The following is an 18984-nucleotide window of genomic DNA, read 5'->3' on the forward strand; positions in this document are numbered from 1 at the left end:
GCCGCTACGAACGCAAAGCCGACCACTTCCTCGCCTTCACCAGCATCGCCTGCACCCTGATCTGCTACCGCAGGCTCACCAAATGAGATGACGTCTTAGTGGACTTTGTGGCACGTGTGTGGCACGGCCGTGATCACGCGAAAGGGCCAGTTCGAGGGGATCATGCCTCTGAACTGGCCCTTAGCGTTGTGCCCCCGGCAGGATTCGAACCTGCGACACCCGCTTTAGGAGAGCGGTGCTCTATCCCCTGAGCTACGAAGGCGGGGAGATCTGTGCGATCCGGCGACTAGCCTAGCGGATAAGGGATCGAGAGTGGGAAGGTTCTCGTTTCCGCAGGTCAGAACGGATCTGACGAGGCTGGCCGACGGCTCGCGGAGCCGGAAACGTACCCCGTCTGTCCTTGTCTTTCCTCACCTGTCCTCGCCCTTCTGTCCCCACCCTGTCCCCACCGCGTCCCCACCGCGTCCCCACGGGGGAGGTAACGCCTCCCAGGTGGCGAGGGCTGTCTAACGCCGCAGGTGACCGGCTGCTAAGGATTCGAGGGACTACCGCAAAGCGTTCGCGACTGCTCAATGAGACCCACGTCTCACTGCGGTCTCACCTGCGGCTCGGGGCACCGCCGACTGCGTTGAGCGCCGCGCAGCCTCCTCGCCATCCACCGGGTTGATCCGGTTGTCCCGCGCGTACGACAGCGCCGACACATTCCACCAGGTCCGAAGTGCCAGCTCGATCACCGGCGGTTCAGCCCCGGCACCCTGCCGATGCCCTGGGCCTCCAGCCGGGCGATCGTGCGGCTGGACTCCGGGATGTCCGCCTCGGGCCCGCAGGCTATGACGAGGGCGCACCGGATCTTGGCTGGGTCGTGCTCGTCGCCGCGGGCGACGCGTAGTACCAGGCGCTCGTGGTGCTGGAATTCCTGCCCGCAGATGCGGCACTGCTCGTGAGGGAAGGAGGGGTTGCGGCCGGCGGCGGTCATGATCCGCTCGTGGTCCCATACTCCCTCGTCGCCGTGCGTCGCGTCGATGGCGTTGCCCACGTGGAAGTGCTGGCCCGGAGCGTCGTTCAGCTCGAACAGGCACGAGAACACGTCCTCGCTCGTCCGCTCGTCCCTGATGCTGATGAGCACCATGCCCGGCCGGAAGTTCACGCTGCTACGTAGGTCGAAGTCGAGCGCGGGGATCCGGTGAATGCTCATCTCGAACGCCGACTTCGGTTCGTCCTCGTGCTTGGGCATGAGGTCGCACGCGATCGTCGTCAGCCCGTGGATGTCGCCCTTGTCGTTGTACGAGACCTCGAACCGCATCCAGTCGTGGAGTTGGTTCTCCCGGCCGTCCAGCGGGCACGGCGTTAGCCCCCACAGCAGCGTCCGCGCCGCCATGCCCGTGATCATCTCGGCGTCCCACTCCCAGGACGTCGGTCGCCGCACGCCGTCCGGCGTCACGATCTCCTGCTCGCTCATTTCCCTGCCTTCTTTCGGCGCTCCAGCATTCGCGCCTTGATCTGGAACTGCGTCGGTTTGGTGTATGCGTGGGTGCCCCACGTGGTCGGCTGCTCGCCGTGCCTGCGGGTGAGTCCGCAGTACCGGCAGCCCATCGGGTCGGCGTCCGGGCGCACCGGGGCGGCGCCCGCGGGGCGCAGCGTCGACGAGGAGTCGTTGGTGTGCCGGATGACGAGCTCGCTGTACTCGACGGCGACGGTCGCGCCCTTGCTGATGCCGCGCACGACGAGCGCCACCACGAGCCATCGCGGCCACGGGCCCTCGACGTTCGTTACGCCGTACGCGGTCCGGTACGTCTCGTCGAACTCGCTGACGTCGACGGGCACCAGGGCCTCGGCTTCGGCCCGTAGCTCCTCTGCTGTGCGGCCGCCGGGCGGCGGAGGGAACATCTCCGCCGCCACGGCCGCGCTGATCGCGTCACTCACTCGGAAGCCCTGCCGCTTCGCACTCGTCGCACTGCTGGGAGCACAGCGCCGCTTCGCCCTGCATCTGGCCCGTGCCGCACGAGTGGCAGTTCGCCCGGCCGCGCGTGGTGAAGACGACCTGGCTCGAGCCGCATCCGGTGCAGCGCGCCCCGTGGAGGCGGGGCGGCTTCCCGTCCTCGTCCGGCTCGCCGGCGGCGTAGCCGAGGAGTTGGATGTGCGCGCTCAGCATGTCCACCTCGGGGATGTCCGGCTCACGGTTGAGGTGCAACCACACCTGGTGGCCGACGGTCCGGTTCGAGGTGAGCGGGTGGGCTTCCACGGTGGTGGTCCAGCACTGGCCGTCCGGCTTGCGGCCGGTGCCGTCTTCGGTGGCCTCGTAGAAGGTCGCCGCCCAAACGGCCCGTGTCTCGTCGCCCAGGCCAGGCCGCATCGCGGTTGCGTGCGGTATGCGCGTCGTGGTCACAGCCAGCGCCCTTCGTTGTCGCGGGTGGTCAGGCGCATGGCTTTCTGATCGGCCTCGTACCAGAGGGTCAGGCGTGGCAGGGCGCTGATGTGTTCGGTGTGCATCACCACGAGCCGGTTGCCGTCGCGGTTGTAGTGGCCTTTGTCCCACTGCATGCGGCCGGTGTGGTCCCAGTACAGGCCCGAGTGGACGAGCCAGACGCGGCGCAGGTCGGCGTCGTAGTCGTGGACCTCCCAGACGTCGGCCGGGCCGTGTGCGTCGCGCGGCCACGACTGGGCGGTTCCGATCGGGCGGCCGAGCTCGTGCTGCGTCTTCAGCTTGACCGGTGTCAGAGGGTGCGCCGGCCGCATGTGCCGGTACTGCATCCCGGAGATCAGCTCCCGCGCGGTGATGGCCTCGCCGCCGCGGTCGATGGTCATCACGTCGTCGGCCACGTCGTTGTAGACGTGAAAGTTCCAGCGTGCGCCGTCGCGGGCCAGGAACGTCTCGCCGACGTTGATCCCGTTGTAGCTCATCGCTCGATCACGCCCGGGTGGGAGAGCGCGATCGAGCCCTCGCGGACCGGCTTCACGTAGGCGTGCTCGACCTCTCGGCCGTCGTGGGGGTCCTTGCTGGGGGCGGTGAGGTTGCCGAGCCAGAGGTTGCGGAGACCGTGGTCGAGTTGTTGGGGGTCGGCGACGGTGTGGAGGTTGAGGGTGCGGTGGATGAGTTCGTGGAGGAGCGGTTCGCCGAGCTGGATGGTGGCCCAGTGGAGGGTGAGTCCGCGGGTGGAGTGGTGGTGGGCTCGGGAGGTGCGAAGGCGTGTCGAGAATGAGACCCGTATGCCCATGTTTATGAAGTGTGCAGCTATTTGAGGGTCGATGATTTTCAGCCACTTCTGGCCAGTGATGGCATGGAAGTTGATGAGGTGATGTCGGGCTTTGTGCAGGTTTGCCGACGCGCTGTGACGCATGGAGAGCCAGCGGTCGGTCCCAACGCCCTGGTGGCGCTGGATCGGCTCGACCTGCTGGGTGTCAGAGACGATCCGGAGGCGGTGAGACTGTCTGAGGATGGTGAACTCCTCGCCGGTGTCGAGGACCTTGATCGGCCTGTTGGGTGTCGTGTCGGCGATGCGGTTGAGCTTCCGGTAGATCCATCGGCGGCGGCGCCGGGCGAGGTCGGCTGCTTGCGTGTCGGTGGTGTGGTGCGGCCCGCGGACGACGACCTGTCCGGTGGAGGTGACGTCGACGTCCAGGGTGGTGCGGTCGCTGGTTCGCACGCTGATCGTGATGTCGCCGACGGTGATGGTGCGTTGGGTCTTATAGGTCACTGCACTGGCGTCCTGTTCATGGTGCTTGTGGCGGGTGTGGGCGGGCCCGTGAGGCCCGCCCACAGGGTTGTCAGTGCCGGTTACAGACCCAGGTCTTCGGTTCGCCGTTGGCGACGAGTTCGAGTTCGGTCTCGGTGCTCTGGTCGCACAGCTGGCAGGTGACGTGGACGGTGCGAAGCATCCGCAGGGGCCGTATTGGTTCGTCGATGTGCAGCGTGATCGGGGTGGTCTTGCCAGGGACGGTGATGATCAGTTGAGAGGGCAGATCAGGGTGGGCTGTCGTCTGCTCGACGAGCAGGTGCTCGCCCGGGTTCTCGTGAAGGGCGAAGGTGTCGCCTACCTGGAGGCGTGAGGCCGGAAGAGCCGAGGGGAGCGCGATGGTGACCATGAAGCCTTTGGCCTGGCGAGGGTTGGGCATGGGCGGGTTCGGCGCGGAGTTCATGGCTGGTCTTTCTGGTGTGGTGCGGTGGTCTGCTTGAGGTGAGGGGCGGCCGGGTTGGTGCATGGCGGGCTGAGGTGGCGGTAGGCGCGATTGGCGATGAGTTCGGTGGTCAGCTGGGTTCGGGCTTTGCGTAGCCGCTGCCGGGCGGTGCGCAGGCGGGTTTCTGCGCCGGCGAGGGTTTGTCGGTGGCGGTCGACGAGTTCGGTGAGGCGGGCGACCTGCTGCGTGTAGTGCTGGACTTCGCCTGCACGGAGTTCGACGGCTGGCCTTCGAGGCTGGTGTGTACTTGCGGTCTTGCGGGGCTTGTTGCGCTGGGCGCGGGCGAAGTCGACGAGTTCTTCGCGGACGACGTACTTGACCCGCTTGGTGAGAGGGCCGGTCAGCAGCACCAGGCGCGGGAAGTTGGCGTGGCGGGCCGCCCAGTTGCTGACGGCGGATCGGCTGACACCGACGAGTCGCGCACCGTCAGCGAGCGTGATCAGCTCCTCCTCGCGCCCTTTGTATTCGGGCCGGAGCCAGGTCACTGCTTCCACGGGTGTTGTCCTTGCTGGTTGGTACGGGTGCGCGGGAGGTAGCGGTAGGCGTGGCCCTCGATGAGCTCCCTGATCTCTGCGCTGGCCGATACATCGCCTGGGGTGTGCTCGGCGCGGGTGGCGACGGGGCGCTGGTGTCCGGTGCACCAGCGCGTCCAGTGCCACAGGGAGCCGTCGGGTGCGATGTAGGGGCGGGTGAGGTCGTAGGTGACGCTTCCGAAGGCGTAGATGGTGGTGGGGAAGCCTGCTTGCCAGGGAAGTCCGCTCATCGCTGATCTGCCTGCCGCTGGGCGTAGATCTCGGCTGCGCTGTCGTCGCCGGGTGCGCCGAGGGCGATCGACAAGGCGGTGAGGAGTCCGGTGACGATGGCGGACATCTCGAAGCGGTGCGCAGGTGTCATGGCGGAGTGGGCGGGCAGTTCGATGTCGGCGAGGAGCTGGGCGCGCAGCCGGTTGACCTCGTCGGCGATCTGGCGGCAGACCGGTTCGAGATGACGCTGGTGGTGGCGTCGGGCAGCGGCTTGCTGCTGCTGGTCGCCCGCGTGCAGCCGTCGACAACTGCCGCACAGGTGCCCTGGGGCTGGTTCGGGAATCTCGCGCAGGGAGAGGCGGCCGCAACGGGTGAGGACGAGTTGGTTGGGGTCGGCCGGCCAGGTGGTCGTGGTCACGAGGTGGGGTTTGCCGGAGACGGACGTGCCGTACACGAGAGTCATCGGCTCGTGTTCTCGTTGACGAGGGTCAGGAGGAACGCGAGGTCGGCCGGGGCGTGGATGAAGAGATCTGCTGCTGTCTCCGCGGCGGCGAGGGCTTGTTCGGGCTGCTCGTCGTCGGGTGCGTGATTGCACAGGACTTCGGCGACGCGTGCGCCGCCCGGTTCGAGGATCTCGAGCGAGGTGTGCACGGCGTCGGGATCGTCGGCGTCGACCAGGCCGCCGTTGTCGGTCCAGTCGGTGCGGTGGAGTTCGAGCGGGGGCAGGTTCGCTGCTTCAAGTCGTGCGGTGATCGCGGCGATGCGTTCGGCGCGGTCGCGGTCTGCCTGGGTCCAGCGGGCGTGCTGGTCACGGGTGGCGAACCAGTGGTAGCCGCGCTGCCCGTGGATGGTGGTGGTGTCGAAAGCGGTGCCGAGGATCTCTCGCCACTTGGGTGAGGGGAGCCGGACGAGGTCGCCGTCGGCGTGCAGGCGGTCGATGAGCTGGACGCATTCGAGGCTGCCGTCGGGCAGGTCCTGGACGGTGCGGTAGGTGTCGCGGTCGTACCCGGCGGCCCAGAACACGACCGTGACGAGGTCGTACCGCTGCAGGGGGCGGCCTGCGGCTTCCAGCGCGTTGAGGATGGCGTTGCGGTTGAGGGTGATGGGTGTCATGTCGGTGGTTCCGTTCGTGGTGCTTGGGAGGTGGCGCCCCCTCCATCTATAACTAAATTCTACTCTTCACATAGGGGGCGTCAAACCCGTTTATGCAGGTCAACAGGCGGGTGTTCGTCAGGCGGCGGCAGGCTCGGCGTCTTCGTCCGCCTGCTTCTCCGCCTCGGCGGCGGCCAGGGTCTCGGCCAGCTTCTGTGCCCGCACTTCGGCGCTCGCCAGCGTCTCCGCTTCGATGTCGGAGAAGGCATAGCCCTCGGACTTCAGGAACCTCAACCAGGCGGCGGTGGTGGAGCTGATGTCGCCGCGCCAGGCGCTGTCGCCCATGGCCTGCTGCTCGTGCGCGGCGCAGACCAGTGCGAGAAGGATCTGCCACCGGCGTGATGCCGGTGTCTTCGCGATCACCTCGGCGAAGGGATCACCGACCCGGGTCCACTTGTTGCGGCCCTCGTTCGGGTCGGCAACGCGCAGGAACGCCGCCGTCAGAGTGGTGTCGCCAGTCTCGACGAAGTGCTCGTACAGGTAACTCGTGCCGGTGAGCGTCGACATGATCAGCGCCCACGCCGCAGGCGAGGCATCTCCCTTACGCGTGCACAGGGTGGCGAGGAACTCGTGCCGCACCAGCCTGGCTGCCCGCCACGCCTTGTTGTTGCGGATGACGGTGCGCCGCTCCTCCTTCTCCGCCTCTCTGTCCTTGTGCTCCCGGGCATCCTTCGGGGCGTCGGGGCCGAGCCTGTGGCCGCACTTCGTCCAGTCCTGGCACAGCCACACCGCCACCGGCTCATCCCGGTCGAGGAATGCGGCATGGCCGGGGCAGTCGCGGTGCCCCTCGGGTGTGACCGCCTCGCCGTCCACCGTCACAAGGTCGGTGAGCGGGCGGGCGGCGGTCTTCGCCCAGTTCCAGGATCGCTCGACGAGTGGAATGCCGGCGGTGGCCAGTTCCTCGGTGAGCTTCTCGCGCGCCGCTCGATCGGCCTTCTGGTCACGCAACTCCTGCATGGTGTGCGCCCAGTTGCCGCGCTGCCCCTTCCCCTCGCTCAGGTCACTTCGCTTGGCACTCTGGAGCCACCGCAGCGCGTGGTCGAGGTCCTCGACCTCGTGCAGGTCGGCGAGTTCCACGAAGTCGAAGTCGTACGAGAGGGCCTTGGTGAGGTTCTCGTTGCTCAGCTTGTTGGCCGTCTCGGCAGCCTTCACCTGCTCTGGAGTCAGCCCCAGGGATCGGGCGTGCTTCGCCTTGCGGGTCTTGCTGATCTTCATGAGCGACAACTGGCGTACGGCGTCGATGTCATCGCGTACGGAGGCGGCCTTGCGGTGCTTGTTCTCGATCAGGCTGAGTGTCAGCGCGTCATCGTCCACGCCCTTGAGGTCGGTACGGATGATCGCCGGGACCAGCCGGTGGCGACGGCCAGCGGCTATCGCCTTCTCCGCGGCGAGGACCGCGGCCTTGAAGCGGCGCTGGCCGAAGATGATGCCGAGCGTCTCTCCGTCGTCCTGCGGGCGTAGCAGTAGCGGGCTCTGCACGCCGATCTCGTCGACGGAGGCGATCAGCTCCGCATCCGGCTCGGTGGTGTCCTCAACCTCCTCGCTGCCCTCTTCCTCGTCACCCTCGTCGTCCTGCTCTGCGCTGCTCACAGGGGCGGACGGTCGGGGCTTGCGGTGGTTGTAGGGGTCGACCACCAGGGTGCGCGGATCGACCCAGGCGAACGTGCCAGCGAATGCCTCGATGCCGACGGGCGGTTCGGTCACCGCCTCGGCTTCGATGTCGGCGGTGCTCACGGGTGCTGCGGTGTCAATGACGGTCATGGTGATCTTTCAAGATGTAGGCGTGGGCGGGTATTGGTGACCCATGCCGGTGTGCTGGGGAATCAGGCGGAGGCGGTGGCAGCGGCCTTCTTGCGGGTGGTGCTGCGGCGGGTGGGCTTCGTCGACTTCGTCCGGGGCGTGCTCTTGCGCACCCGGGGCTTCGGAGTGTCCTTCGCCGCGGGCTCCGTCTCGTTGGCCTGCTTGGTGAGGGCCGGGCCACCACTTGGCGGCGGAGTGAGGCGGCGGCCGTGCGAGTCCAGCGCAGAGCGGTGACCGTTGAACGCCGGGAGCAGCACAGTGCGAACACCGGTGAGGATCGACTCCAGCGGAGTCGCGTCGGCTGTGAAGGTGATGCCGGTGCTGTAGCGCACGCCTTCCGCCAGGTGGCGAGGGCCCGCCGCGCTTGTCTCGTCGGTGCCGGCCGAGGACTCGGGGGCGGTGCCACCGATAGCGAACGCCTGCACAGCCCGTCCGTCGAACAGAAGGCGCAGACCGATTGCGCGGCGGTCGGCAGCGACGAGATAGACGGAGGAGTCCTGGCTCGGCTCGAAGTCATCGACGACGTTCCAGGCGCCGAGCTGGTCGGCCAGGGCTTCAGCCAGGAGGTACAGGTCGATCAGGGAAATGACGTTCGGCTGTGGATCTGTGGTGTCGGTGTCGGTCATACGAAAGGGGCTCCTGTTCCAAGAAATGCTGGGCGAAGGGCGGGCAACTGCCTGGGTTGCCCGCGCGAGCAGGTCAGACCAGGAAGGCCGCGGGGGTGAGAACTCGGATTCGATCGGCGAGATGCTTCGGCAGATCGGTGAACTCGCCGTTGTTCTTCGTGCCGATGAACAGCACAGGACCCTGCACGAGTTCAGCGAGGTCTTCGTTGAGCAGCGTGCCGAGGACGTAGGCGGCGGGCAGGTTGGGCAGATGGCCGCTGCGCTCGTCCCTGACCGGCGCCGTAGTCGTCGCCCCGTAGCTGGAATGCACGTTGCGGATTACTTCGGCGTCGCCGCCGAGGGCCTCCCGAACCTGAGCGAGCTGGCTGCTCGGTTCAGTGCTGAGTGACAGGTCGGTGATTGCACCGGTGACGTCGATGAGTAGGGCGTGGATGGTGGCGGTCATGCAGGAGTCCGTTCGTCGTAGTGGAAGGGATTCCCCCCTTCAACTCATATCTAAATTCTACTCTACATCGAGGGAGGGTCAAACCCGTTTGTGCAGGTCATGAGGGGTGTGGCTCGTGTGAATCGCTGCCAAGCTCCGGCCTGCCAGCGTCAGGCGGCGATTGCGGTGCCCTGCTCCAAGAGCTGCTGCGCCTGACGTATGGCGGCGAGGATGCGTGCCTTGCCGAGCATCTCGTCGCGGTGCGCGAACACGGCGCGCGCGTGCTTCATGGCGTCCTCGACCGCGTTCGGGTTCGCCAGCGAGTCGGCGCAGGCGACCGTCACGCGCTGCCCGAGGTCCCAGATGATCGCGTTCACGGCTGCGCAGGCTGCGGCTATCTCGTCGATGTCGCACATCGACCACTGGAACTGAGCCGGGTCGAGGCCCCGCTCGCGCAGGTGCTGCGCCGCTGAACGCAGCAGACCGCCGCTGCCGGCGGCCGGGTCGTGGATGTGCTCCCCGGCCTGTGGCTGATCGATGTGGAGTTGGATGTCCATGACGCTCTCGGCCGCGAGCATGTTCGACATAGTGTCGGCGACCGGCGGCGGTGTGTGGTACTCGCCGAGCCCCTGCTGGGCCCCGGTGGAGCGCACGAGCATCATGACCGGCGACAGGACGTCGGTCTGGGCGCGCAGGTACGGGTCCGCGTGCCCGGTGAGGTCGAACAGGCCGTACTCCAACGCCGCCTTGGTGACTCGGCGCACGACGTAGGCGCGGTGGTCGTCTATCTCCTCGTCGTTGAGCCACTCGTGCAGAACGCGGGCGCGGTCGATCAGGTCAGGGCGGTGCATCCAGTGCGTCGACCAGATCTCGCGGAACATGCCGATCAGCTGCGCGTCGTCCTGGCCGAGGATCTGCGCCTTCAGGTCCGGCCCGTTCTCGTCCCTCTGCCGGATCAGGGCGAGCGCGGCGACGATGCCTATGGGCACCTCGATCCGCGTACCGCCGTGCTGCCGGTGCCACACGCCCGCGACAGCCTCGCCGATACGCAAGGCCCGCCCGTGCGGGTCACTCAACGGCTGTGGCCGCCGCGGCCGAGGCGCGGCCATCGTCACGGCGGCCGGAGGGCTGGAAGGAGTGGTCGGCTTCTTGGGAGCGGTAAAGGTGGCGAAGGTGGGCTCCGGCTCTTCTTGAAGGGCGGCGAACAGGTCGAGCTGCGTCACGAGTTGATCGCTTTCAGTCGGTGGGTGTGGGCATGCGAGGGCCCGCCCCCGGGAGAACCAGGGGGCGGGCCACGAGGGGGAGGGCGACCGCTCAAGCCGGTCGGGGCGAAGATCAGCCTTGGTTGATCCAGACGACGCCGTAGGGCGTGTGCCAGGTGTAGGACAGTGCGGACTTGTGGATGTCGGCGCGGACTTCGTCCCACACGATGCGGCCGAACCGGTCGCGGTAGGACGTCAGGTCCCAGACCGCATCGGTCCCGGCCAGGGAGGTCATGATGTCGGCGAGCGAGTCGCCGAATCCGACGACCCTTTGCCGGTACTGCTCGTGCATCTCCCGGACCCGTTGGCGCCACACCTCATCGCGCGGGCGCTCGCCACGCTCAGCGGCAAGCGGCCATCCGCGTTCGGTGATCGCGTCGTGTTGCACGAGCGCCACCCAGGCGACCGCCCGCTCCTTCGAGCGCACCGCGGGCCGGAACGCCGCCTCGCCGACGACCATCTCAAGCAGGCGGGGAGGATCGGTCATCACTGCGGCCCGATCGGCATGCCTGGCTGCCGCCACGGCCCGCGCGGCCACTTCGGTGCGGGCCTGCCAATGGGGCACCAGGTAGACCCACTGTCCGTCGTCATGATCCGGGTGCCACATCGTGATCCGCCACATACCGCGCATCCAGCCCGCCACGTCAGGACTTGCTCGGGGGCGAGGCGGTCAGGTGGGCGGTGACGGCCGCAGCGCGTGCACCGGTCGCCGGGCAAGGGCCGAGGAAGCGGCCAAGCTCGGCGAGCAGCCGGGCGGTGTCGCCCCGCAGCTGGGCCTCGGCTATCGCTTCGAAGGCCTGGGCGACCTGCTCCGCAGTGGTCGGGTGGGCCGCAGAGCACTCGCATGCGCTCCGCGCGCGTTCCTTGAGCTTCGCGAGGGCTGCGGGATGTTCGCTCTGTGGGAGGCATTCGCGGTGGCGGATGGCGGGGCGCGCCCGGCGCAGGTGGCTGTAGAAGCGAGTACCGGTCCATCCGCAGACCAGGCAGCGCACCGGCCACAGGACGTCGCTGCCGGGGTATCCGCCAAGCGGTGCCCAGCCGAGTTCGTCGATGCGGGCCACGGCGATGGCGGCTGAGGTGATGTTGCGGACCGAGGGCTTCAGGCCTGCGAGGTAGGCGCTGGTTCCGGTCGTATGGCCGTCGCCGTTTCCCGGGGTTCTGTCGTTGCTCATGCGCGTGCCGTTCTCGTTGTGATGGGGCGTGGGTGAGGGGGTGGTGGCCACCCCCTCACTTTATAGCTAAATTCTACTCTCCATGCGGGATGGGTCAACTGCGAACACCCAGCTCACATGGGGGTGTTCGGCTAAGAGTCACCGGCGGTGACGAGCGCCGCAGCCATCTCCTCGGCGGACTTGCGGCCGAACACCTCGTCGTACGGGACGGTGTGCGTCATGTCCCGGAACGCCGAATTCTCCTTGGTGACGATCTTGGAGTGCACGTTGAGGATGCTCGGCACGGTGACCGACTTCGGATTGACGCGAAGCACCTCGAACCACCGGCCGTGCGCCCGGGCAAAGTCACCCCGCTTGAAGTCGGCCCGACTCCAGACCTTGAACCCGTCCTCCTCGGCCTTCTTGATGATCTGCTGCCAGTAGTCGATCTCCTCCGTCAGCTCCTGGTTCCGGCGCTCCAGCTCGGCGACAGTCTCCGGGTTACCGATGTCGCGCGTGAAACCGCCCGCTGACTCGCCCTTCTGCCACTTCTCCACCCGCCGCAGCTCGGCCTCGAGCTTGGCGATCCTGCGCAGGGTCCGCGGCGGGTTCTTGCGGAACTTCTCGTAGTTCGCCGAAGCCTCCTCGCGGTTCGCCCAGTACGAAGCCCGCTCACCCTCGGCTATGCCCTTGCCCATCGTGTTGTGGATGCGATCACGGAAGTTCCGGTCGCGCTGCTCGCTGTGGTGGCCGACCAGAATCGGCTGTCCGAAGGGGATGCTCGAAGCCATCTGCCGCGCCTGGCCGTGCAGGGATTCCGAACTGGCTGCGGCGTTGTCGGCGTATCCGCCGAACCGCTCAGCCCGCCCCTCCGCCCTCTCTGCGCGGTCGGCCTCGGCCTCGGCGAATGACCTGCGTTCGTCCTCGTTGATGGTGATGCTGACTTCGAAGTCCTTCTTGCGCAGCCGCTCGGCGAGCAGGTCGATGGTGGGACGGACGGCTTGCTTGTCTCGGCTGTGGGGCAGGTACCAGCAACCCAGGTACCGCGACCACTTGAACGGCACGGACCGGCGCCAGCCGTAGTCGCGCATCCTGAGGATCTCGGCGGACCCGTCGCCCTTGTCAGTGCCCTCCACGAGGGTTCCGTCGCGGCGGGTATGGGTGATCTCGATGGTCACAGGGTTCGTCCTTCGTGCTGTTCGGAGTGATGGATACGGGTCAGGGGTCGGGAGGAGTGCCAGCCGCCGAAGATCTCCTCGGCCGTGGCGTGTTCGGTGCTCAGCTGGTACCAGGTGCCGGAGTGAGGCAGCGTTTCCATGCCGGTGATGCGAAAGGCGATGTTGCGTCCGTCTTCGTCGGCCAGGTGTGTGCCGGCGAGGGTGAGCAGCCACACCTCGTCGCCGGGCTTCACTGCCCGGCCTCGGTCGTGCGCTCCGCGTGCGCGGTGAGGAGTACGGCGGCTGACCAGGCCAAGCCGTTGTCGTCCCGGTCGAACGCGAGGGAAGAGGTCAGGCTGTACGACGGATGCGGGGTAAGGCGGAACGTCTGCCAAGTCGCGCCGGGATGATCGGCCTCCCACCGGGCGGCGCAGGTGGCGAGCACGACCGCGTAATGCTCCTCCAGGCTGTCCGCGGTGGTCCAAGATGCCCTGCGGGCCTGCCAGGCCGCGAGCATCAGGGTGTTGCGCCGGGCCTCGGGCTCCACTGCGGCCCACAGTTCGCCCAGCCATGCATCCTGCTCAATTACGCGGCCCGCCTCGCCCTCCCGGTTGTCGAGGGCGTCCTGGATCAGGTGGGTGATGAGCTGGGCCTGCTGCCATTCGCGCAGGGTGTGACCGGGTTTGTCGGTGCTCATGTGTCAGCCTTCCTCGCTGGCGTGGTCGGAGATCGCGTCGTCGATCTGTCGGCGGGTACGGCGCGTGTCGCGATGCCGGAAGGCGCGACGGGCCTTCCGGGTCGCGCGGGCGTTGTAGAGCTCGTCGGGGTAGCGGTGGCTCAGCCCGATGCGGGCGATCTCGCGCGGCGTGAGGATCACGGCGCTCCCTGTACGGAGCGCGCTGCTTCGAGGCGGCGGGCCGCGGTGATCAGTGCGCAGGCGTCGGTGTCGCGGCCGAGGAGGATCAGCGCGCAGACCTCGAACATCAACGACCAGTGGCACTCGGGGACCGCGTCGGCGAACTCGTCGAACGTCAAGGCCCGTTTGGCGGTGCCCCGCCTGGTCCACGCGCGGTGGACGATGCGCTGCATGGTGCGGTTGGCCCGGCGGGTCTGGCCGCTGTCAAGGCCGAGTTCGTTGATGACCTCTGCAGCCGCCTCCAGCGGCAAGTGCTTGTCGAGCACGGTCGTACGGATTCCTTCCGGGATTTCCAAGAGGTGCTGCGTCGTGGCTGCGCCCACGCTGAAGTGGGCGCAGCCCAAGGGCCGTTCAGCAGGCGGCCAGCCCGAAGAACAGCCAGCTCGGCTCAGCCGTGCCTGCCTCTATCGGCAGCGCGCCGGCAGGTCCCGACCGGGGGAAGAACCGCGGGTCCCTGGCCTCAATCAGCTCCTCGGCCCGCTGGATGGCCTGCGGCAGCGGGCGCTTGGGCTCATCCAGGAGCGTGACCTCGTCCTTCTCGTAGACCGTCCCGGAGTAGTCGCGGTGGCCGTGCTCCCAGGCAGCCTTTGAACGCGCGTTGAAGAAGGCTCTGTTGACGTTGCGGCCGGCAGCGGGTGTGTAGAAGGGCATGGCGCCCATGGGTGCTCCTGCGTTGAGTGGTTCAGACGAGGGGCCGGGTCGACCCCCTCTTCCTTATATCTAAATTCTACTCTTCGTAAAGGGTGTCAAACCGTGTCTGCGCAGCTCAGGACCCTTCGGTGCTGGGTGAACGGACTCCCGCGTCGCTACATGCGTGGCAGCGGCAGTCGGATCAGCAGGGGGCAAACCCGAAGAGCAGCCACCCCTCGCCGCCCAGGCGCGTCGTGATCCGCAGCGCGCCGGCCGGACCCCACTTGTCGCTGATGCGTGCGTCATCTGCACGAACCAGCTCCACCGCCCGCTCCATGGCCGATTCTTCGGGGCGCCGCGGCTCATCGATCAGCGTGAACGTGTCCTTCTCGTAGATGCTCCCCGAGAAGCCGCCGCGACCATGCTCTGCGGCGGCTTCCATGCGGGCCTCCTGGAATGCCGTCTGAAGGTCTGAACTGTTGGCGGTGGTGTAGAAGGAAGTGGCGCCCATCGGTGTGCTCCCGAGTGCTTGGTCTACGGCGGCATGGCCCGCCCCGCCCCGTCCCGCTCCGGGGCGGGCTGGTGGCGTGTGAGGCTCAGCGGATGTGTATGCGCGGCCGGTTCGTCCGTATCGCCCGCGCCTGCCGCCCGGGGTTCTCCGAGTCGCTCTCCCGGTACAGCTCCTCGAGGATGCTCTCAGCCCCCAGAACCATGCTCACCGCATCGTCGAGCAGGCTCATCTGGCTGTCGCCGAGAAGGGTGAGCCATCGGTCCATCGCGAGGAGGTCGTCCCGGCTCTGGCCCCAGAAGTCGGCGTACTCGTGCCAGGCGTCGACAGTCATGCGTGCGGCCCAGTTCATCGCGGTGGCGGCCTGCTCCTCGCTGATGGCCTTGTCGGCGGCTAGCTTGAGGACGGCGAGCGGGTCCGGCAGGGGGTCGTGCATCGAGATGATTCCTTCCGGCGGTTCGGTTCGGGATGGGCTCCCCCTCCCTTGTATCTAAATTCTACTCTATTCGTGGGGGGCGTCAAACCCGTCCACGCAGGTCACAGGCCTGCAGGCGGATCTGACAGTCGGCCGTCAATAAGGCGCACACCGTCCTGTGCGAGCTGGCCGATCAGCGCATCGGCCAGGTGGACGCAGCCGAGCGGATCCATGTCCGGCAACTGGTCCCGAAGTGCAGCTATCAGGGCGATTCGCGGCTCGATCACGCCGCCGCCCCGACCAGGGCACTGCCCCGGTGGGCGCGCTTGCGGATGCTCGCTGCGCCAGCGCGGCGTGCACCGGCCCGCTGCGCCGTCACCCGGCACTCCCCGCACAGCGCCTCGCCGAGGCGCCGGTGCCCGGCCACACCACTGCTCGTGCCGCACGTCCCGGCCTGGGTGGGGAGCTTGGGCAGCTCAGGCGCGTTCTCGGCTGTCGCAACTGCCTTGCCGTTGACCCATATCCGGGCCGCACACACCCCGTCGAAATGGCTGACTTCCGGCCGCACACGGTCGTAGCACTGGACCACGAACGGACACAGGGCCGCGCAGTCCTCCATCAACGGGCCGCAGGACTGGAGTAGTTGCTTCGGTGCGCGCACGAGCGAGTCGTCAGGGATGTATCCGTCCAGGTCTGCGCAGGGTGCGAGCGAGGTCCAGGCGGCCGAGGTGGTGGAGTTGATCACGGGGTAGTGCTTCCTTGCGGTGGGGGGAATTCAGAACAGCGATGGATGTGCGATGGCGGCGGGCAGAATCGCGTCCAGAGCGGCGGCGGCCTGGAGCTGGAGCGTCATGCTGCGGCGCGACCAGGGGCGATAGAACTGCGTGTCCCAGACCCCGGGGTCCGCGTACGGCCCCGGGCAGGCCACGTACGAGGCCTGATGCCCCCGGACCCGCTCGACCGCCTCGCGAAGCGCGCCGTAGCGCACCGCGGTCATGCGCCTGTCGGCGATCTCATGAACCTCGCGCCAGGCGACGTAGTCGGCACGCGGCCCTCGGGAGGCCTCGACCTCGTAACGGAATCCGCCAGGTGCCGGCGTCCACACCGTCAGCGCCCCCGCGTCGGGCTCCCCGTCCAGGCGGCGTACGGTGAAACGGCCCTCTCGCTCCCTGAACTGCTGCTCGCCCCACTTGGCGCGGGCCACGCCGTCTGGCAGGTCGACGAACTCCAGCAGCTGCGCCGGAGTGAAGAAATCGCGAACCGCCATCTGCAGGTCGTCGGCCGACAGCTTCACGCTCCCGCCTCCTCGACGGCGGTGTGCGAGCAGGTGGCCAAGTGCCGGCTGATCGCCTCGGATAGCGCGTCAAGACGCAGATCGCCCGGCGGATCGCAGCACAGGTCGTCGGGAGTCGTGTCCCGGACGATGCAGCGCCACAACGGACTGTTGGAGTCTTCCGGGACGTGCGTGACGTGCCAGCCCATCAGCATGCGACGCCGCAGCGGCAGGGCGTCCTGGCAGGCGACCACCACCAACGTGCCGTCCGGCGCGTACGCGCAGACGGCGAGCCCCCCGCGGGTCTCGATGTACGGATGCAGCCCGATCGATTCGAGCGCGGAGTGCACGTCGCCGTAGATGGCGAGCGCATCCAGCTCCTCGGGCCCGTAGGTGGCACGGATGGCGGCAACTTTTGAGGCGGCAGTCAGCATGAGGATCCGATCTGGGCTTGTCTATCGCGACCTATAAAAGACCGCTTCGAAGTGTCGTGGGTGTTCGACGAGGGGTGCCGGGTTGGCCTTGCGGTAAGGGCGCTTTCGCTCGATGCTCGCCATTGGCGACCTTGCGGACCCTTGTTTGATACCTCAATTCTACTCTTCCGTCCAGGGGTGGCAAATGGGGCCGCCGTTAGATCCTTAATATCAGATGCGACCTATCTCGTGTTGTCGGCCACCTGCTTGCTGCCGCCATCGGCACCCCTCGCGCGCGCCTCACGCATCTCCTCCATGCTCCGGCGAGCCACCGCCGACAGCCCTTGCGCGCCCGGATCGCGCCGCACCGATTTCAGCACCCGCTCGTTTGCCTCCCGCTCCGCGGTCTTGAACCGCTCCTTCTGTGCCCGTTGCTCTGCCTCGCGTCGCTGCCTCGGACTCGTCCCGCAGCCGCGGCAGGAGCGACCGGGGCGGTCCCGGTGCGTCGGACACGACTGCGCTGTCCGGTCCGTGGTTGGAGTCGGGGCGGCGTCGAGCTCCCCTGCAGCGTCAGCTGCGGGGGGAGGGGGGTTCTTCTCCTGTGGGTATTGGGTCTGGTTACTAACTAGAAAGCCTGAAGAACCTGCGACGGGTTCACCGACGCCTGGTGAACCGACGCCTGAAAACCCGTCTTCGGTCTCCCCGTCTCCCTCGCCATCACGACCCGCGGCCGCTTCTGCATCACGCTTCAGCCTGCGCCCGACCCGTCTGCACACCTGCCGGCTGTATTCCTCGGCCGCCCACTCCTGCGCCGTGTCGTACACCTCCGTGATCCGCGTCAGCGTCCCGTCCGCCAGCCGCTCGGTCACCACCCGGTAGTAGCCGCAGTTCCGAAGCTCCCGCAGTGCACCCTGCACCGCGTCGCGACCCTCCTTGCCCGCGTTGGCGATCGACTCCGCCCGCACCTTCCAGTCGTCCGGCTTGGCTATCAGGAAGGCAAGGATGCCCCGAGCCCGGAACGACAGCCGGGAATCTTCGAGAGCGGCCGTCGGCAGCACGGTGTAGCCAGTGCTGAGGTGGCGGCGCAGGATCGTCACGGAGCATGCCTCCAGGGCAGTACAAGGAGCAGAGAGAACACAGAAGGGGTGTGGCCACTCGGCGGGCAGGTGAGGCCGCCAGAAGGGCGGTCAGGCGATCTTGCGGGCCCGAGTGACCTTGATGGTGCGGGCGGTCTTCTGGCCAGCGGCCTTACGCCGGGGCACGACCATCCCGGCGCGGCGCAGAATCTGGACCATGGCCTTCTCGTCCGGCACCATCGGCACAACCAGCTCGGCGTCCTCGAACTGCTCGACCATGGCTGCGACGTCGGTCTCTTCCTTGTCGTTCTCGCCACCCCAGCCCAGGTGGTTGTCCCCGTAGTTGCCCTCCGGGGAGTCGTCGAGCATCGCGCGGACCGTCTCCTTGACCCGTTTGCTCTCCCGGTACCGCTCATGCGCGCGTACATAGTCGGCCAGCGCCTTGGCCCGGTCCTCGTCGTCGTGGACGAGGATCGTCTGCGCAGGCTTGCCCGGTGCGACGCCCGGCCAGCAGGCATCCACGAACGGGCAGTTGTCACAGATCACCGACAGACCCGGCCCGTCGTGATCCCGCCGAAGTTCTTCCGGGGAAGCGGCCTCCATGACACGGTCCACCCACCACCGGGCCTCGACAGCCAGCCACTCGTCGAACGCGAACTCCTGGATGTGCTCCTCACCTGTATCGCGGCACACGAACCTGAACCGGATGCGCTGCACGTCGACCGGGCCGAGCCGGTGCAGGTACCGCTGACCAGGGATGTCGGCGAACCCGACCGTCCGCAGCAGATCCGCGTACAGCAGGACCTGCCGCATCTCAGCTGCTGTCGGCCCGTACCGCACGACGCGGTCCCAGACACGGCTCGACTTCGTCTTCACGTCTTCAACCGTCACGACCTCCGCGGGCTCAAGTGGCCGGTGCCGCTTGGGCAGCCGCGCTGCGGTCGCGCTATCGAGCTGAACGACATCGATGTGGCCGCGCAGCGTGTCGTCCGCGACGGTGCGCTCGACAAGCCACCCGTACTCGCGGCGTGCGTCCTCAAGGAGTCCTCTGTGGATGTACGTGCCGAGGATCGCGGCGCGCTTGTCCCCGGCGTTGGTGCGTGCGGCGCCGGCCAGGATGTAACCGGCGCGGCGGGAGCAGATCGTGTCCGATGCGCCCAACTGGGTTTGTATGGACCGCGGTCGGCGGGCATCGGCGGCATGGGCGGCATCCCAGATCGACACGGGAGCCGTCGGGGCGAGGGTTGGTGCGGTCACTACTG

Annotated in this window: 30 protein-coding genes and 1 tRNA gene; all 31 read right to left on the reverse strand. The window is 67.6% G+C overall.

Translation table 11 applies throughout. The features are described from left to right. Positions 1–189: 189 nt before the first annotated feature. A tRNA-Arg gene (locus ADL12_RS39600) sits at positions 190–262 on the reverse strand. A gap of 468 nt (positions 263–730) precedes the next feature. Further along, positions 731–1459 carry a hypothetical protein gene (locus ADL12_RS39605; RefSeq protein ID WP_062712410.1) on the reverse strand — a complete coding sequence of 243 codons (729 nt, stop codon included), beginning with the start codon at positions 1457–1459 and terminating at the stop codon, positions 731–733. Beyond that, on the reverse strand, positions 1456–1923 hold the full coding sequence (locus ADL12_RS39610; protein ID WP_062712413.1) for a hypothetical protein: 468 nt from the start codon (positions 1921–1923) through the stop codon (positions 1456–1458). Before ADL12_RS39610 ends, ADL12_RS39605 begins: the two co-directional genes overlap by 4 nt. Next, on the reverse strand, positions 1916–2386 hold the full coding sequence (locus ADL12_RS39615) for a hypothetical protein (RefSeq protein WP_062712416.1): 471 nt from the start codon (positions 2384–2386) through the stop codon (positions 1916–1918). Before ADL12_RS39615 ends, ADL12_RS39610 begins: the two co-directional genes overlap by 8 nt. After that, positions 2383–2901 carry a hypothetical protein gene (locus ADL12_RS39620; protein WP_062712418.1) on the reverse strand — a complete coding sequence of 173 codons (519 nt, stop codon included), beginning with the start codon at positions 2899–2901 and terminating at the stop codon, positions 2383–2385. Before ADL12_RS39620 ends, ADL12_RS39615 begins: the two co-directional genes overlap by 4 nt. After that, complete coding sequence (locus ADL12_RS39625) at positions 2898–3695, reverse strand: YgjP-like metallopeptidase domain-containing protein (protein ID WP_062712421.1); 798 nt, start codon at positions 3693–3695, stop codon at positions 2898–2900. The genes ADL12_RS39620 and ADL12_RS39625 overlap by 4 nt, the downstream gene beginning before the upstream one ends. Before the next feature lie 70 nt (positions 3696–3765). Next, positions 3766–4137, reverse strand: a complete 372-nt coding sequence (locus tag ADL12_RS54520) for a hypothetical protein (protein WP_062712426.1) — start codon at positions 4135–4137, stop codon at positions 3766–3768. Further along, complete coding sequence (locus ADL12_RS39635; protein ID WP_159053428.1) at positions 4134–4670, reverse strand: hypothetical protein; 537 nt, start codon at positions 4668–4670, stop codon at positions 4134–4136. The genes ADL12_RS54520 and ADL12_RS39635 overlap by 4 nt, the downstream gene beginning before the upstream one ends. Beyond that, positions 4658–4939 (reverse strand): hypothetical protein, encoded by a 282-nt coding sequence (locus tag ADL12_RS39640; protein ID WP_062712432.1) that lies wholly within the window; start codon positions 4937–4939, stop codon positions 4658–4660. Before ADL12_RS39640 ends, ADL12_RS39635 begins: the two co-directional genes overlap by 13 nt. After that, positions 4936–5382, reverse strand: coding sequence for a hypothetical protein (locus ADL12_RS39645; RefSeq protein WP_062712435.1), 447 nt, complete (start codon positions 5380–5382; stop codon positions 4936–4938). Before ADL12_RS39645 ends, ADL12_RS39640 begins: the two co-directional genes overlap by 4 nt. Next, the gene (locus ADL12_RS53420) at positions 5379–6032 is read right to left on the reverse strand and encodes a hypothetical protein (RefSeq protein WP_062712437.1); all 654 of its coding nucleotides are present in this window, start codon (positions 6030–6032) and stop codon (positions 5379–5381) included. The genes ADL12_RS39645 and ADL12_RS53420 overlap by 4 nt, the downstream gene beginning before the upstream one ends. Positions 6033–6149: 117 nt before the next feature. Continuing rightward, positions 6150–7832, reverse strand: coding sequence for a ParB/RepB/Spo0J family partition protein (locus ADL12_RS39655; RefSeq protein WP_062712442.1), 1683 nt, complete (start codon positions 7830–7832; stop codon positions 6150–6152). 62 nt (positions 7833–7894) lie between these two features. Continuing rightward, on the reverse strand, positions 7895–8497 hold the full coding sequence (locus ADL12_RS39660) for a hypothetical protein (protein ID WP_062712445.1): 603 nt from the start codon (positions 8495–8497) through the stop codon (positions 7895–7897). Positions 8498–8570: 73 nt separating this feature from the next. After that, complete coding sequence (locus ADL12_RS39665; RefSeq protein ID WP_062712448.1) at positions 8571–8942, reverse strand: hypothetical protein; 372 nt, start codon at positions 8940–8942, stop codon at positions 8571–8573. Positions 8943–9091: 149 nt separating this feature from the next. Next, positions 9092–10144, reverse strand: a complete 1053-nt coding sequence (locus tag ADL12_RS39670; protein WP_079052521.1) for an N-6 DNA methylase — start codon at positions 10142–10144, stop codon at positions 9092–9094. Positions 10145–10256: 112 nt separating this feature from the next. Then, positions 10257–10826, reverse strand: a complete 570-nt coding sequence (locus ADL12_RS39675) for a hypothetical protein (RefSeq protein ID WP_159053429.1) — start codon at positions 10824–10826, stop codon at positions 10257–10259. 1 nt (position 10827) lies between these two features. Continuing rightward, positions 10828–11355, reverse strand: a complete 528-nt coding sequence (locus tag ADL12_RS39680; RefSeq protein WP_159053430.1) for a hypothetical protein — start codon at positions 11353–11355, stop codon at positions 10828–10830. 131 nt (positions 11356–11486) lie between these two features. Beyond that, positions 11487–12512, reverse strand: a complete 1026-nt coding sequence (locus tag ADL12_RS39685) for a DUF3560 domain-containing protein (RefSeq protein ID WP_062712459.1) — start codon at positions 12510–12512, stop codon at positions 11487–11489. Then, on the reverse strand, positions 12509–12745 hold the full coding sequence (locus tag ADL12_RS39690; RefSeq protein WP_062712462.1) for a hypothetical protein: 237 nt from the start codon (positions 12743–12745) through the stop codon (positions 12509–12511). The genes ADL12_RS39685 and ADL12_RS39690 overlap by 4 nt, the downstream gene beginning before the upstream one ends. Further along, positions 12742–13188, reverse strand: coding sequence for a hypothetical protein (locus ADL12_RS39695; protein ID WP_062712465.1), 447 nt, complete (start codon positions 13186–13188; stop codon positions 12742–12744). The genes ADL12_RS39690 and ADL12_RS39695 overlap by 4 nt, the downstream gene beginning before the upstream one ends. A gap of 3 nt (positions 13189–13191) precedes the next feature. Next, positions 13192–13368, reverse strand: a complete 177-nt coding sequence (locus ADL12_RS54525) for a hypothetical protein (protein WP_159053431.1) — start codon at positions 13366–13368, stop codon at positions 13192–13194. Next, positions 13365–13673, reverse strand: a complete 309-nt coding sequence (locus tag ADL12_RS39700; protein ID WP_062712468.1) for a hypothetical protein — start codon at positions 13671–13673, stop codon at positions 13365–13367. The genes ADL12_RS54525 and ADL12_RS39700 overlap by 4 nt, the downstream gene beginning before the upstream one ends. Before the next feature lie 85 nt (positions 13674–13758). Beyond that, on the reverse strand, positions 13759–14067 hold the full coding sequence (locus ADL12_RS39705; RefSeq protein WP_062712471.1) for a hypothetical protein: 309 nt from the start codon (positions 14065–14067) through the stop codon (positions 13759–13761). A gap of 172 nt (positions 14068–14239) precedes the next feature. After that, positions 14240–14548: a hypothetical protein gene (locus ADL12_RS39710; RefSeq protein WP_062712473.1), complete on the reverse strand. Its 309-nt coding sequence runs from the start codon at positions 14546–14548 to the stop codon at positions 14240–14242. A gap of 85 nt (positions 14549–14633) precedes the next feature. Then, on the reverse strand, positions 14634–14981 hold the full coding sequence (locus ADL12_RS39715) for a hypothetical protein (protein WP_062712476.1): 348 nt from the start codon (positions 14979–14981) through the stop codon (positions 14634–14636). A 101-nt stretch (positions 14982–15082) separates the two neighbouring features. After that, the gene (locus tag ADL12_RS54530) at positions 15083–15247 is read right to left on the reverse strand and encodes a hypothetical protein (protein ID WP_159053432.1); all 165 of its coding nucleotides are present in this window, start codon (positions 15245–15247) and stop codon (positions 15083–15085) included. Continuing rightward, complete coding sequence (locus tag ADL12_RS39720) at positions 15244–15705, reverse strand: hypothetical protein (protein WP_062712479.1); 462 nt, start codon at positions 15703–15705, stop codon at positions 15244–15246. The genes ADL12_RS54530 and ADL12_RS39720 overlap by 4 nt, the downstream gene beginning before the upstream one ends. Positions 15706–15735: 30 nt before the next feature. Then, positions 15736–16254 (reverse strand): hypothetical protein, encoded by a 519-nt coding sequence (locus ADL12_RS39725; protein ID WP_062712481.1) that lies wholly within the window; start codon positions 16252–16254, stop codon positions 15736–15738. After that, the gene (locus ADL12_RS39730; RefSeq protein ID WP_062712484.1) at positions 16251–16667 is read right to left on the reverse strand and encodes a hypothetical protein; all 417 of its coding nucleotides are present in this window, start codon (positions 16665–16667) and stop codon (positions 16251–16253) included. Before ADL12_RS39730 ends, ADL12_RS39725 begins: the two co-directional genes overlap by 4 nt. 221 nt (positions 16668–16888) lie before the next feature. Beyond that, entirely contained in the window at positions 16889–17743 is an 855-nt protein-coding gene (locus ADL12_RS39735) for a helix-turn-helix domain-containing protein (RefSeq protein ID WP_062712487.1), read from the reverse strand. 90 nt (positions 17744–17833) lie between these two features. After that, positions 17834–18979 (reverse strand): hypothetical protein, encoded by a 1146-nt coding sequence (locus ADL12_RS39740; protein ID WP_107120146.1) that lies wholly within the window; start codon positions 18977–18979, stop codon positions 17834–17836. Positions 18980–18984: the final 5 nt, after the last annotated feature.

Origin of the sequence: Streptomyces regalis (assembly GCF_001509475.1) — a bacterium.
Taxonomy (GTDB): Bacteria; Actinomycetota; Actinomycetes; order Streptomycetales; family Streptomycetaceae; genus Streptomyces; species Streptomyces regalis.

Excerpts from the sequence above, each read along its gene's own strand:
- ADL12_RS39605 (WP_062712410.1), bottom strand. The coding sequence starts at position 1,459 with ATGAGCGAGCAGGAGATCGTGACGCCGGACGGCGTGCGGCGACCGACG.
- ADL12_RS39620 (WP_062712418.1), bottom strand. The coding sequence starts at position 2,901 with ATGAGCTACAACGGGATCAACGTCGGCGAGACGTTCCTGGCCCGCGAC.
- ADL12_RS54520 (WP_062712426.1), bottom strand. The coding sequence starts at position 4,137 with ATGAACTCCGCGCCGAACCCGCCCATGCCCAACCCTCGCCAGGCCAAA.
- ADL12_RS39640 (WP_062712432.1), bottom strand. The coding sequence starts at position 4,939 with ATGAGCGGACTTCCCTGGCAAGCAGGCTTCCCCACCACCATCTACGCC.
- ADL12_RS39645 (WP_062712435.1), bottom strand. The coding sequence starts at position 5,382 with ATGACTCTCGTGTACGGCACGTCCGTCTCCGGCAAACCCCACCTCGTG.
- ADL12_RS53420 (WP_062712437.1), bottom strand. The coding sequence starts at position 6,032 with ATGACACCCATCACCCTCAACCGCAACGCCATCCTCAACGCGCTGGAA.
- ADL12_RS39655 (WP_062712442.1), bottom strand. The coding sequence starts at position 7,832 with ATGACCGTCATTGACACCGCAGCACCCGTGAGCACCGCCGACATCGAA.
- ADL12_RS39660 (WP_062712445.1), bottom strand. The coding sequence starts at position 8,497 with ATGACCGACACCGACACCACAGATCCACAGCCGAACGTCATTTCCCTG.
- ADL12_RS39665 (WP_062712448.1), bottom strand. The coding sequence starts at position 8,942 with ATGACCGCCACCATCCACGCCCTACTCATCGACGTCACCGGTGCAATC.
- ADL12_RS39680 (WP_159053430.1), bottom strand. The coding sequence starts at position 11,355 with ATGAGCAACGACAGAACCCCGGGAAACGGCGACGGCCATACGACCGGA.
- ADL12_RS39695 (WP_062712465.1), bottom strand. The coding sequence starts at position 13,188 with ATGAGCACCGACAAACCCGGTCACACCCTGCGCGAATGGCAGCAGGCC.
- ADL12_RS39705 (WP_062712471.1), bottom strand. The coding sequence starts at position 14,067 with ATGGGCGCCATGCCCTTCTACACACCCGCTGCCGGCCGCAACGTCAAC.
- ADL12_RS39710 (WP_062712473.1), bottom strand. The coding sequence starts at position 14,548 with ATGGGCGCCACTTCCTTCTACACCACCGCCAACAGTTCAGACCTTCAG.
- ADL12_RS39715 (WP_062712476.1), bottom strand. The coding sequence starts at position 14,981 with ATGCACGACCCCCTGCCGGACCCGCTCGCCGTCCTCAAGCTAGCCGCC.
- ADL12_RS39730 (WP_062712484.1), bottom strand. The coding sequence starts at position 16,667 with ATGCTGACTGCCGCCTCAAAAGTTGCCGCCATCCGTGCCACCTACGGG.